The organism is Paenibacillus sp. FSL H8-0332 (genome assembly GCF_037963835.1).
In the GTDB taxonomy this organism is placed as follows: Bacteria; Bacillota; Bacilli; order Paenibacillales; family Paenibacillaceae; genus Paenibacillus_AQ; species Paenibacillus_AQ rhizoplanae.
Genome location: NZ_CP150145.1, coordinates 1,924,135 through 1,937,262, shown reverse-complemented (window position 1 = coordinate 1,937,262; position 13,128 = coordinate 1,924,135). Strand labels below are relative to the sequence as shown.

The window sequence follows — 13,128 nt, the reverse complement described above, 5'->3', positions numbered from 1 at the left end:
AGGGGCTCCGGCAGATTGCCGGGGTTACATAGTTACCGAAGAAGTCACCGCTCGGACCGAATCAGCGGACTGATCGAGTGCCGCCTGTTCCTCCGCCGTAAGCTCCAGTTCAAAAATCCGCTCAATGCCCTCCGCTCCCAAAAGCGCAGGAACTCCCATGAACAGGTTCTCATAGCCGTATTCACCCTCAAGCAGAGCGATTACCGGTATGATCCGTTTCTTGTCCTTGAGAATAGCCTCCGTCATATGAACCAGCGAGGCAGCCGGAGCATAATACGCGCTGCCGTTCCCCAGCAGGCTGACAATCTCACCGCCGCCGACACGGGTACGCTGCACAATCTCCGCAATGCGCTCTGCCGGGATCAGGGTGTCGATCGGAATACCGCCCACGCTGGAATAACGCACTAACGGCACCATATCATCCCCATGGCCGCCCAGCACGAATCCGCGTACATCCTCCACCGATACATTAAGCTCCTGAGCGATGAAGGTGCAATAGCGGGCCGTGTCCAGTACACCGGATTGTCCAATTACGCGGTTCTTGGGAAAACCGAGCGCATGATACGCCACATAGGTCATGGCATCCACCGGATTACTCAGAATGATCACAATGGACTCTGGAGCCACACGCTTCACATTCTCACAGACCGACTTCACGATACCCGCATTCGTGTTGACCAGATCATCACGGCTCATGCCGGGCTTCCGTGCGATTCCTGCCGTAATGATGACAATATCCGAGCCTGCTGCATCCTCATAGCTGGAGGTTCCGGTAATTTGAGCATCGAAGTTCTGCACGGGTCCCGCTTGAAGCATATCCAGCACCTTGCCCTTGGTCTGATTCTCAAGCTGAGGAATGTCAAGCAGCACTACATTGCCAAGCTCCTTCTGGGCAAGCATAAGCGCCGTAGTCGCGCCGGTGAATCCGGCACCTACGATAGTGATTTTAGAACGTCTGATGGCCATAGTACCCCTCCCTCCGAATATGATGTTGACCTTGAAGCGGCCTGACGCAAGTATAAGCTACACAGATGTGCAGCTTATACTTGTCGTACTATCCGTCCTGGCCTAATTACAGATGGTTGATGATTTCGTCGGCAAAAGCAGAGCATTTCAGCTCCGTCGCGCCTTCCATTTGGCGGGCAAAGTCATAAGTAACCGTCTTATTGTTAATCGCCGCAGTCATTCCCTTGTAGATCAGGTCAGCCGCTTCCTGCCAGCCCAGATGCTCAAGCAGCATAACGCCGGAGAGAATGACAGAGCCCGGATTCACTACATCCTTGTCTGCATACTTAGGTGCAGTACCATGAGTAGCTTCAAAAATGGCATGTCCCGTAAGATAGTTGATGTTCGCTCCTGGAGCAATACCGATGCCGCCGATCTGGGCAGCCAGTGCGTCGGAGAGATAGTCCCCGTTCAGGTTCAGCGTCGCAATGACATCGAAGTCTGTCGGGCGTGTCAATACCTGCTGGAGTGCAATGTCTGCAATGGCATCCTTGACGATGACCTTGCCTGCTGCTTCAGCTTCCTTCTGGGCAGCGTTCGCAGCCGCTTCACCGTCGCGTTCCTTGATGACATCATACTGGTTCCAGGTGAAGACCTTGTCGCCGAACTCCTGTTCAGCCACTTCGTAGCCCCAGTTCTTAAATGCGCCTTCCGTGAATTTCATGATGTTGCCTTTGTGAACCAGGGTCACGCTCTTACGTCCGTGCTTGATCGCATATTCCACTGCCGCACGAACAAGGCGCTTCGAACCTTCTTCGGATACAGGCTTGATGCCGATACCGGAGGTTTCCGGGAAGCGGATTTTGTTCACGCCCATTTCCTTCTGCAGGAATTCGATAACCTTCTTCACTTCAGCGGAGCCTTCCTGATACTCAATACCGGCATAGATATCCTCAGTGTTCTCCCGGAAAATAACCATATCGACCAGCTCAGGATGCTTCACCGGAGAAGGAACGCCGTCGAAGTAACGCACCGGGCGAAGACATACATACAGGTCAAGCTCCTGGCGCAGCGCCACGTTCAGGGAGCGGATTCCTCCTCCGATCGGAGTGGTCAGCGGGCCCTTGATCGCCACAATGTACTCGCGGATCGCTTCCAGCGTGTCATTCGGCAGCCATTCACCATATGTATTGAAGGCCTTCTCGCCGGCAAACACTTCGTACCACGCAATCTTCTTCTCACCGCCGTAGGCTTTCTCTACAGCTGCATCCAGCACCCGCTTGGAGGCTTTCCAAATGTCACGGCCTGTCCCGTCACCCTCGATGAATGGAATGATCGGCTGATCCGGAACCAGCAGCTTGCCGTCTTCGATTGTAATTTGTTCGCCTTCTGTGGGCAGATCGTATTGTTCCAGTTTCAACATTTGTAGATATTCCTCCTAAAAGTATGATGTACAAGCATTCATATCATTCATTGTACTAAAGGGGTAGAGCAGCCCGCAAGGGCCGCCCTGCCTGCCGTCCTGTTATCGCTCGTCTACAGGGACGTATTTCATATCGGACATGCCCGTATATTCCGCACGCGGACGGATGATACGGTTGTCTTCGTACTGCTCCAGAATGTGGGCCGTCCAGCCCGAGGTCCGGCTGATCGCGAAGATAGGGGTGAACAGCTCCCGTTCAATCCCCAGCTGTGTGTAGACCGAAGCCGAATAGAAGTCCACGTTCGGTTTCAGCCCCTTTTGGCTGGTGATCAGCTCTTCCACCTTGACCGACATGTCATAGAGACTGGTGTCATTCTTCATCGTCCCCAGCTCGCTGGACATCTTCATCAGGTGCTTGGCGCGCGGGTCGCCGTTCTTATAGACGCGGTGTCCGAAGCCCATAATCTTCTCGCGGCGCTCCAGCTTGCCCTGAATATACGGCTCCACCGCGTCCAGGCTGCCGATCTCCTCGAGCATCTTCATTACGGCTTCATTCGCCCCGCCGTGCAGCGGCCCCTTAAGCGCACCGATCGCCGAGGTCACACCGGAATAGATGTCGGACAAGGTCGCAACCGTCACCCGTCCTGCAAAAGTCGAAGCATTCAGCTCATGGTCGGCATGCAGCACAAGCGCCGTATCCAGCGCCTTAACCGACACCGCATCCGGCTCTTTTCCCCACAGCATATAGAGGAAGTTCTCGGCGATGGTCAGGCCCTCTTTGGGCGCTACCGGCTCCAGGCCTTTGCGGATGCGTGCCAGTGTGGCAACTACAGTCGGAATCTGCGCCTGCAGCTTCAGCGCCTTGATCTGGTTCGCTTCCTTGCTCATATCATCGGCTGCTTCATCGTACAGCGCCAGACTCGATACGGCTGAGCGCAAAGCGGCCATGGTGTTGGCTTCCTTGGGATACAGCTTCATTTGAGTGAGCACCTGCTCCGGGATCTGAGCATAAGCGCTGAGGTCGCGCCGCAGAGCTTCAAGCTCCGGCACCGTCGGCAGACTGCCGAACCACAGCAAATAAGCAGTCTCCTCAAATGTGGCATGATCTGCAAGATCGTCAATATCATAGCCGCGGTAAGTGAGCACTCCATCTACGATAGAGCTGATCGAGGAGGTCGTTGCAACAATGCCTTCAAGTCCTTTGGTAGCTGTCATAGTATCTCTCTCCTTTGCCAACAAGAGTGTATAGTGCCGCTTCAAACCTCATGTAAACATTTACATTTGTTAGTATTTCAACTCTCTGAAAAAAAGCTTCAGGACCGGCTCAGAAGATTGCAACTAATTTTCTGCTCTTTAACCTTTAATTATCATACCGGATTTTGACGGTTATGTGAACAACGTGGAAGCTTTACAGCACATCAAATGATTTTATCGGAGGGATAGAAAAAAACGAATGCAAGGAATGTTTCATGATTGCGCTTCCAGGTTAGGGTTATGGCTGCATTCTGCCCTTTTCTATCGTTGCTAGTCTTTTCACACCCCCTATGAATATACATAAGACGAGCCGTTATTCCTGGAATCCGCCAGAGTGGGAGGGACCGAAGATCGATACACTTGTGCTTAAAAGATTGCTGCGCGGCCTCTGGGTCGTGCTTGCCGCCGCCCTGATTCTGCTGGCTGTCTATGTACTGCTGCCGCTCCTGTATCCCCTGCTGGTCGCCTGGCTGCTGGCTTACCTTATGCATCCCCTTGTCCTGGTGCTTAAAGGGCTGAAGCTCCCCGGCTGGCTCGCTGTATCCCTCTCGCTGCTATTCTACATCGGAGGCACCGCTCTTGTACTGACCGCCCTCATCACAAGACTGGTCAAAGAGCTGATCGGGCTGATTCAGACCTTCGATCTTCATACCGACCAGTGGCGGGAGCTGCTGCTGTCCCTGAGCCGCAATGCCAGCATTCAGAATATTATTAACCAAATCAACCAGTTTTACCACGACAACCCCGGCTATCACGCCACCATTGACAGCAATATCAACCGGACCACTGAAACTGTCGGCCAAGCCGTGACGCAGATGATTACCGGGTTCTTCAATCTCATCCTGAAGCTGATCTCTTCGCTGCCGAGCCTTGGCACCATTCTAATTGTGATCGTGCTGGCTGCCTTCTTCCTCAGCACCGGATGGGAACGGCATAATGCCAAGCTGACCGCCCTGCTCCCAGCCCCGCTGCTAAGACCGGTGTCGGAGATCTGGAAGGATCTGCGCAAGGCGCTGTTCGGCTACATCCGCGCCCAGCTGGTGCTGATCTCCGTAACAGCGGTGATTGTGATCATCGGCCTGCTGTTGCTGGGCGTCAGCTCAGCCTTTGCCATCGGCCTGACCATCGGTATCGTCGATCTGATTCCTTATCTGGGCGTCGGCATCGTCATTCTGCCGTGGGCCTTGTATTCATACATGACCGGTAACATGGCGCTGGCCATCGGGCTGCTGGTGCTCTACGGCGTCATCCTGATCACCCGCCAGGTGCTTGAGCCTAAGGTACTCGCCAGCAGTATCGGCGTCGATCCGCTCGCCATGCTGATCGGCATGTTCGCCGGCCTTCAGCTAATGGGCATGCTCGGCCTGATCCTCGGCCCGGTGCTGCTCGTTATTCTCGACGCATTCGCCCGCGCCGGCGTATTCCGCGCCCTGCGCAGCTATATCCTCAGCGGCAGGCTGCATTAGGGCGGCGCTCGAAACTAGCGGTGGCCCTCCGCCGCCGGGAAACTGCCTATAGCACCCCTCCCTAACGCCAAAAAGGCATCCGGCCGCAGCACCCTGCAACTGAACACCTTCTGACAAACCCGATTACTTCCTTATTACCCACTTACCTGCGGTAGAAGGTGAACGTGCCGTTCTTCATCTTCTTCTCGATCCATTTCAGCAGAAAAACCCGGTAAAGCGGCCGGGTCAGCGGAAATACCAGAGTAAAGCCGATCAGATCCGTGACAAATCCCGGCAGAATCAGCAGCAGACCGCCGAAGAAAATACATAAGCCGTCCAGCATGGTCCGTCCGGGCACCCGGCCTTCCTGCATATGTGTTCTGCTGTCCTGCAGCACTTTCTTGCCTTCGAACCGCATCATTAGCAAACCGATGACCGAAGTAGCCAGCATGATCAGCAGCGTCTTGGGCGCTCCAAGAAAACTTGAGACATAGATGAAACCGAATAATTCCACGGCCGGGACTGCAAATAGGGCGGCCCACAGCCATTTGTTCCTGATCATACTGCTCCTCCTTCTTCTTCCATTAACGCTATTCTTCTTCCTTCAGCGCAGCCAGGATGGCATGGAACAGCTCAGGCTGTGCCCTGTCGATCCGCACCGGCCGCCATTCCCCGTTCAGCCAGACATGGCTCGTCGAGCCGCTGACCAGAAGCTCGCCTGCGGTCCGCTCCTGCCCTTCCTGACCCGCCGCCATCCGGCGGATTTCATATTCATACACAACCCTCAGAGCCGAGAAGGTGGTTAACCGCGCATACACGGTAATAAGATCATCATATCGCGCGGGGCTTTTAAATTGCAAATCTGCAGAGGTCACCGGCAGCAGCAGACCGAGGCCCTCCAGCCTCCGGTAGTCGAAGCCCAGCTCACGGAACATCTCCGTGCGGCCGCACTCAAACCAGATCAAATAGTTGGCATGGTAGACGACGCCCATCTGGTCGGTCTCCTGATAACGTACGCGGATGGAGGTACTGTGCCAGCGGCTGGCCCATCCCGGTTGATGCGGATTCATATTCATGCTCCTTTCTAAAATACAGCCTATCCGGCAGCCATCAGCCCGCTAAGCGCCGATCCCGCCGGATGCAGACTTCAGCGGCAGTTTGCGGCGTGAGCTTCGGGCGACATAGAACAGAAGGGCCGCGCCCGCAGCCGCACTAAGCATACAGGAGAGGTTCATCAGCTCGACCCCGCCCTGATTCAGCAGCATCCCGTTCAACAGATTGCCCAGAATGCCGGCTAACCCGGAGAATACGATGTTAAAGACACTTTGCCCGGTCGCCTGCATCTCCGCTGAGGTAATCTTCGATACATATTCAACCGCCGCGATATAAAAGAACCCGAACGAGAGGCCGTGAAGCACCTGTACGCCGATCATAACCGAAGGGTACGGGAAGGCCACCTGAATTCCCCAGCGCAGCACATAGATCAGCGCACCGAGCAGCAGCGTCCGCTCCATGCCCAGCCTGCGGATCACACGGGAAGCGAAGAACATGGACGGAACATTGGTAATCGACGCCAGGAACAGAGCGATCCCCGCAGAGCTGGTGGACCCTCCGACCGACTGGAAGGCAATGACGAAATAGGTCCCGAACGCCGTCATGGTCTGATTGACCAGAAAGCTGCCGCCAAGGAAGGCCAGGAATATGCGGTTGCCAAGCAGTTTTTTGATCCCCTGGGAGAAGGACTGGCTCATCATATGATTCTCCTCCGCCTGCTTGGGAAGGGTGAAGGCAATCACTACAGCGACGCTATTCAGCAGCAGAAACGGCAGCCAGATGCTTGATACGGAGAACTTGGATACATACTGTCCCCCCGCAATGGCCCCTACGGCGGCGCCTATGCTCATCATCATGCGGATGCTGCCGTAAGTGGCTCCAGCCCTGTTCGCGGCCACTATGGCGTAGGAGTCGGCTATAGGCGCCTGTGTAGAGGAGAAGATCGTGGACACGGTATACACCAGCATCAGCACGATAAAATATTCCGACCGGTATAGGACCGCAAGCACTGCCGGAACCGCCACGCTCAGAATCAGCACCAGCCGCGCCTGGTTATACCGGTCGGAGACCACTCCCCATAAAGGCTGGACACAGATGGCGATCAGCGTACCCATAGCCATCAGCACGCCGATCTGGCTGACCTCAAGTCCATTCGATTTCAGCAGCAGCGACAGGTAAGATCCGAAGGAGCCCCCGGCCAGTCCCAGAAACAGATAGAACCCGCGCAGCTTTGTTATTTTTTCCATGGGGATTACAAGTCCTCTCTCATTCTTTTTAACAGAATACCCAACCTTCATAGCCGCCTGCTGCATTAAATAGAGCACAACCTATTATGAGGCGGTGGACAAGTGGGCCAAGTCAATAGATTAACACGAAGCAAACCCTGTCTGAAGGATAAACTCAATACGGGCAGAGCCGCCAGTTCAGGCTTCGGCTGGACGTCAAGCAACTGGAGCGGTTATGCCATTTCCGGCAAAAAAGGCAGCTACCGGCAGATATCCGCCGACTGGATCGTCCCTTATGTAAAGCCTACGGTAAAACCTACGTTCTCCTCGGCCTGGATCGGCATCGACGGCTTCAAGAACAGCAGCCTTATTCAGACGGGCACCGGCCATGAGTCGGTGAACGGAAAAGTCCGGTATTATGCCTGGTGGGAGATTCTCCCCGCCTCCGAGACCGTAATTCCTCTCCCCGTCTCTCCCGGCAACCATATGCGCGCTTCCATTGTCAAGATAAGTCCCGGCAAATGGTGCATCACCCTGCGCAATCTCAGCAAATGCTGGGTTTTCCGCACCGTACAGCGCTATAACGGACCGCAAAGCTCTGCCGAATGGATTGTCGAAGCACCGCAGGTAGGGTTCGATATCGCGCCGCTGTCCAAGTTATCCACAGTTTGCTTCACCTGTTGCCAAGTCAATGGACGTAGCCCCAGACTAAAGGTCTCAGACGGCGGCATTATGATCCAGAATAAGAAGCTGCTGGCCGTGCCTTCTCCTCCGCGCTCTTGCGGAAGCGCCTTTTCGGTCAGACGAATTTATCATAAAAGTCCCCCTGCCGTGTATTCCAGGAACCCTATTTATACGACTCCCTGACCTGCCGTCCTGCTCCACACACTCAGGTCCAATATATCCATTTGCATCATCGATATCAAAAAAGAGCAGCGGCAATCAAGCGCCACTGCTCTTTTTATTATATCTTATTCGTGCTGCAGATGCTCTTCCAAATCCTAGTCGGCTGGAATCGTATCTACCTTCACCAGGTTAGTGGAACCGGAACGTCCAAGCGGGATACCTGCAGTGATGACTACAAGATCGCCGGCTTTAACCAGACCGGAAGCTTTACCGCCGTTAAGAGCTGTTTCCAGCAATTCGTCAGTAGAATGAGCTTCAGGACCGAATACAGGAGTTACGCCCCATACCAGCGCCAGCTGACGCATGGTTCTTTCCTGGGTAGTCACAGCAATGATCTGTGATTTAGGACGATATTTGGAAACCACGCGTGCAGTGTGGCCAGTTACAGTCGAAGAAATGATCGCCTTGGCATTCAGATCCAGAGCGGAGATCGCTACGGATTGGCTGATCGCTTCAGTTACAGTAGTTTCTTGAGCAATCTGCTGCTTCATGAAGATCTCACGATGGTTCAGAGCAGATTCTGCTTTCTCAGCAATACGGGACATAGTCAGTACGGATTCTACCGGATATTTCCCGGCAGCAGTCTCACCGGACAGCATGATTGCATCGGTTCCGTCGAAGATTGCGTTCGCTACGTCACTTGCTTCAGCGCGGGTTGGGCGCGGGTTGCGCTGCATGGAATCCAGCATTTGGGTAGCTGTGATTACCGGTTTGCCGGCGATGTTACATTTCTGAATCATCAGCTTCTGAGCCAAAGGTACATCTTCAGCAGGGATTTCTACACCAAGGTCGCCACGGGCAACCATCAGGCCGTCGGATACTGCCAGGATTTCATCCAGGTTATCGACACCTTCCTGGTTCTCGATCTTGGAAATGATCTGGATGTGGGAAGCATCATGCTTCGCAAGCAGTTCACGGATTTCCAGAACGTCGCTGGCTTTGCGTACGAAAGAAGCGGCAATAAAATCAATGTCCTGTCCGATCCCGAAAATGATATCATTGGTATCTTTTTCCGTAATACCCGGCAAGGAGATAGATACTCCTGGTACGTTAACACCCTTCTTGCTCTTGATCGTACCGCCGTTAACAATACGGGTCTTGATTTCAGTGCCTTGAATGTCGACAACCGTAAGGCCGATCAGGCCGTCGTCGATCAGGATCGTCGATCCTACTTGAACATCGTTAGGCAGGTTGTTGTAAGTGATGGAGATACGGTTGTGGTCGCCAAGGATCTCTTCCGTAGTCAATGTCAGATACTCATCCTGAACCAGTTCAATCGGTTCTACTTCCAGCTTGCCTGTACGAATCTCAGGTCCTTTGGTGTCGAGCAGGATGGCAACGGTCTTGCCAAGTTCCTTGGATGCTTGACGGATCGTGTTGATCCGGGCTCCATGCTCATCAAAATCGCCGTGGGAGAAGTTCAGACGGGCCACATTCATACCAGCCAAAATCAATTTTTTGATATTCTCCAACGATTCACTTGCAGGTCCGATCGTACATACAATTTTACTTTTCCGCATTAGGTTTTCCTCCGTTTTTTCGTTCTCTCTGTCTCGTCTTTTCCAACTACAAAATCTACTATAAGGTTCGCTCTCTGTATAGGAACTTTATCACATGTAAAGACATGCACGTTTTATTGCGCCCTTATGAATATTACTGCATGTTGAACACAAAATCAATGTTAGTGCCTGTTTTTGCTGTAAATTAAAGTCGAATAATATAGGATGGCCGATAAAAGAAAAATCATCCTGCAAGAAGAACAGGATGATCGGAATGGGATTAATTGTATAATTGGTCTTGTCCCGATTACGGGCTGGAATAAGCTGGAATATGTTAAAAAGTGCAAACCGGAGGTATCGGCCATGCCGCTCATTCCCCGGAGAGAATCTCCCCGCTTACTCCACAATCTGCACTTCTTCCTGATCGGAATCCTGCTCTAGTAGCGACTCGGAAAACTCGCCGATTTTGCGGAATTTCAGGTAACGGTCTTCCTTCAGCGCCGCTGCATCCATACCAGACAGCTCTTGCAGGTGACGCCAGACCGTGTCCTTAACCGCCTCAGCCGCAGCTTCGTAATCCCGGTGCGCACCGCCTCTGGGCTCAGCAATAATCTCCTCGATCACTTCCATCTCCAGCAGATCGGTGGCCGTAATCTTCATGGCCTCTGCCGCTTGCTCCGCCTTGGTTGCATCCTTCCACAGAATCGACGCTGCACCGTTAGGAGAGATCGCAGAATAGATCGCATTCTCCAGCATCAGCACACGGTTGCCCACAGCCATGGCCAAGGCTCCGCCGCTGCCGCCCTCGCCTATGATCACGCAGATCACCGGTACGGCCAGCTGAGACATCTCGAACAAATTGCGGGCAATCGCTCCCGATTGTCCGCGTTCCTCGGCGGTGTTGCCGGGGTAAGCCCCTTTGGTATCGACAAAGGTGATGATCGGGCGGCCGAACTTCTCCGCCTGCTTCATCAGCCGCAGTGACTTGCGGAAGCCCTCCGGATGGGCACTGCCGAAGAAGCGCAGAATATTCTCCTTCGTATCCTTGCCGCGCTGCTGCCCGATGACGGTCACCGGCCGGCCGTTCAGCTTGGCGATTCCGCCGACTACAGCGAGATCGTCACCGTATAGGCGGTCACCATGCAACTCGATGAAATCCGTGAAGATAAGCCCGATCAGATCCAGCGAGGTCGGGCGTACGTGATGCCGGGCCAGATGCATCTTCTGGGCCGGGGATATATTGGAATAGATCTCATTCTCCAGTTCGCTGTAGCGCTCTTCAAGCCGGGCTACCTCATCGCTGAAATCAATGCCCTTCTCTTCGCCAAACTGCTTGAGTTCGGCGATTTTTTTGCGCATTTCTACCAGAGGCATTTCAAAAGGCAACTCTCCTGCCAACCTAAAATCCCCCTTTCACATCATGCAGCTCCAGCAGCTTGGTGAGTGTGGAGCGCATTTCCTTACGGTGCACGACCATATCCAGCTGTCCATGCTGCAGATTGAACTCTGCCGTCTGGAAATCCTCGGGCAGCTTCTGGCGGATCGTCTGCTCGATGACAATCCGTCCGGCAAAGCCGAATACCGCTCCAGGCTCGGCAATAATAATGTCGCCCAGGCTGGCAAAGCTAGCGGATACCCCGCCGGTGGTCGGATCGGTAATGATGGAGATATAGAGGCCGCCCGCTTCACTGAACCGGGCCAGCGCGGCACTTGTCTTCGCCATCTGCATGAGACTTAGAATGCTCTCCTGCATTCTGGCCCCGCCGGAGGTGGAGAAGATCAGCATCGGTAATTCCCGCTCTGTCGCTTCTTCAACCGCTCTCGTAATCTTCTCGCCGACCACGGACCCCATGCTGCCGGTGAAGAACTCAAAGTTCATCACAGCTACAATAACAGGATGTCCGCCGATGCTGCCCTGGCCGGTGATTACGGCTTCAACCTGTCCGGTTTTGGACTGCTGCTGCTCCAGTTTGGAGGCATAGCCGGGGAACTTCAGCGGATCAATGGACGCCATCTCGCTGTCGAACTCAATGAACCCTTCGGGGTCAAGCGTCATGGCAATCCGTTCCGCCGCATTCAGGCGCATATGATAGCCGCAGGACGGGCATATTTTCAAATTCTTCTCCAGTTCCTTGCTGTACTGGATCGTTCCGCATTTGGCACACTTGCTCATGAGGCCTTCGGGAATCTCCCGCTTGGGGCGCTCGCCTTCTGCCGGTCCGCCGCTTCGCTCCAGACGTTCTGAAGGAATAGTGGCGTACTTCCGTTTTTTCTGAAATAAATCTTTGAACAAGGGTCGCACCTCTTCAGCCGTTTATTTGCGTAAATAGCAGCTTGCCGCTGTCATGAATGCTCTTGAATCTCTACGCCATACTCTTCAGGGATGCAGAATCAGATTGAGAACCTCCTGCACTTCTTCAAGCTCTCCCGAAGGAACCAGAATCTCAAACTGCTGCTTGGACATATTGATGGGACGGCATTTAATCAGAAATCCTTCTTCCGTAAGCTTCCTCTGGATCATCTCCGCCACTTTGGCGGTCGGCGCTATATAGATTACCGTCCACATGCCCTGCAAGGCCTCCCTAATCTCGAATCCAGCCGTATCCTGAATATAATGAAATTATGATAACACAGTTTTCTTTTTTCCCGCAAGCAAGTCTGGCAGGAAGGACTCAGGTCCGGGAGGCCGCACACAACGTATCAGGAGCAGCCGTTATTCGGTCCCGGTCACATGGGGATATACCTTCGCACCCTCATGCCGGTGGGCAATCCGGGCTGAAGCTGCAGCCGCAATTCCGGCCACAAGATCATCCAGAAATACGTGAATGCTCCCCTTATCATCATTCAATTTGCCGATAATTCCAAGCTTTATTTTATCGAGGTAGCCGAAGCTGGTCAGACCGATCATTCCATACACGCTCGTGATGCCCAGCGCCAGAGTCTCGTCCGCCCCGTAGAGCGATTCATCCGCTTCCATTACCGCCTGAAACGGCTGGGGCAGCAGCTTCTTCTCGGCCAGCTCATCCAGCGCAATCCCGGTCATGAGCGTATACTGGACCTCTCTTTTGCTCAGGACCGACTTGACACTTACCAGACATTCTTCCTCTGTTAGAGTCGGATAGTAGACCGATTGCAGAATATAGACGATCTCCGCGATCGAGCTCAGCGATACTCCCCGGCGCCCCAGCAGATCCTCCGCCATTTGATAGGACATGATGTCATTCCCCTTCCGCACGGGACAATGCCCCGCTATGATTTAGCTGAACTTGAGAGTGAAGCCTGACAGATTCATAAGTTCACTCTATTGGTTCCCTAATGTATGCGGAAGAGGGGGCAAATGTGCTAAAAAGATCAGGGTTGCCATGCCCCGATTATGG

At 53.7% G+C, this 13,128-nt stretch carries 13 protein-coding genes; 2 read left to right on the top strand and 11 right to left on the bottom strand.

Going from position 1 to position 13,128, the window contains the following annotated elements; translation table 11 throughout:
• Positions 1–24: 24 nt before the first annotated feature.
• From mdh to citZ, 3 genes are all read right to left on the bottom strand, one after another.
• The gene (gene mdh, locus NST43_RS08350; RefSeq protein WP_339223695.1) at positions 25–966 is read right to left on the bottom strand and encodes a malate dehydrogenase; all 942 of its coding nucleotides are present in this window, start codon (positions 964–966) and stop codon (positions 25–27) included.
• 106 nt (positions 967–1,072) lie between these two features.
• Positions 1,073–2,368: an NADP-dependent isocitrate dehydrogenase gene (gene icd, locus NST43_RS08345; protein ID WP_209993402.1), complete on the bottom strand. Its 1,296-nt coding sequence runs from the start codon at positions 2,366–2,368 to the stop codon at positions 1,073–1,075.
• 102 nt (positions 2,369–2,470) lie between these two features.
• Entirely contained in the window at positions 2,471–3,583 is a 1,113-nt protein-coding gene (gene citZ, locus NST43_RS08340) for a citrate synthase (RefSeq protein ID WP_339223693.1), read from the bottom strand.
• A gap of 389 nt (positions 3,584–3,972) precedes the next feature.
• On the opposite strand from citZ, the gene ytvI reads away from it, so the two are divergent.
• Positions 3,973–5,088, top strand: a complete 1,116-nt coding sequence (gene ytvI, locus NST43_RS08335; RefSeq protein ID WP_209993483.1) for a sporulation integral membrane protein YtvI — start codon at positions 3,973–3,975, stop codon at positions 5,086–5,088.
• Positions 5,089–5,230: 142 nt separating this feature from the next.
• Here ytvI and NST43_RS08330 read toward each other — a convergent pair whose 3' ends face one another.
• Genes NST43_RS08330 through NST43_RS08320 form a run of 3 tightly spaced genes read right to left on the bottom strand, consistent with a single transcriptional unit; the run spans position 5,231 to position 7,367 of the window.
• Positions 5,231–5,629: an FxsA family protein gene (locus NST43_RS08330; protein ID WP_036695825.1), complete on the bottom strand. Its 399-nt coding sequence runs from the start codon at positions 5,627–5,629 to the stop codon at positions 5,231–5,233.
• Positions 5,630–5,657: 28 nt separating this feature from the next.
• On the bottom strand, positions 5,658–6,137 hold the full coding sequence (locus NST43_RS08325) for a thioesterase family protein (protein ID WP_209993404.1): 480 nt from the start codon (positions 6,135–6,137) through the stop codon (positions 5,658–5,660).
• A 48-nt stretch (positions 6,138–6,185) separates the two neighbouring features.
• A complete protein-coding gene (locus NST43_RS08320; RefSeq protein ID WP_209993405.1) occupies positions 6,186–7,367 on the bottom strand; it encodes an MFS transporter in 1,182 nt (393 codons plus the stop codon).
• Positions 7,368–7,469: 102 nt separating this feature from the next.
• Here NST43_RS08320 and NST43_RS08315 point away from each other — a divergent pair, with 102 nt between their 5' ends.
• Complete coding sequence (locus NST43_RS08315) at positions 7,470–8,213, top strand: G1 family glutamic endopeptidase (RefSeq protein ID WP_209993406.1); 744 nt, start codon at positions 7,470–7,472, stop codon at positions 8,211–8,213.
• Positions 8,214–8,347: 134 nt separating this feature from the next.
• Here NST43_RS08315 and pyk read toward each other — a convergent pair whose 3' ends face one another.
• The 5 genes from pyk to NST43_RS08290 all read right to left on the bottom strand — a co-directional run bounded on the left by pyk (position 8,348) and on the right by NST43_RS08290 (position 12,965).
• Positions 8,348–9,772, bottom strand: a complete 1,425-nt coding sequence (gene pyk / locus NST43_RS08310; protein ID WP_036725599.1) for a pyruvate kinase — start codon at positions 9,770–9,772, stop codon at positions 8,348–8,350.
• A gap of 375 nt (positions 9,773–10,147) precedes the next feature.
• Positions 10,148–11,149 (bottom strand): acetyl-CoA carboxylase carboxyltransferase subunit alpha, encoded by a 1,002-nt coding sequence (locus tag NST43_RS08305; protein WP_339223689.1) that lies wholly within the window; start codon positions 11,147–11,149, stop codon positions 10,148–10,150.
• Between the two features lies 1 nt (position 11,150).
• Positions 11,151–12,044, bottom strand: a complete 894-nt coding sequence (accD, locus tag NST43_RS08300) for an acetyl-CoA carboxylase, carboxyltransferase subunit beta (RefSeq protein WP_339223688.1) — start codon at positions 12,042–12,044, stop codon at positions 11,151–11,153.
• Between the two features lie 84 nt (positions 12,045–12,128).
• Entirely contained in the window at positions 12,129–12,317 is a 189-nt protein-coding gene (locus tag NST43_RS08295) for a hypothetical protein (protein WP_036700684.1), read from the bottom strand.
• Positions 12,318–12,464: 147 nt separating this feature from the next.
• On the bottom strand, positions 12,465–12,965 hold the full coding sequence (locus tag NST43_RS08290) for a phosphatidylglycerophosphatase A (RefSeq protein WP_209993409.1): 501 nt from the start codon (positions 12,963–12,965) through the stop codon (positions 12,465–12,467).
• Positions 12,966–13,128 lie beyond the last annotated feature (163 nt).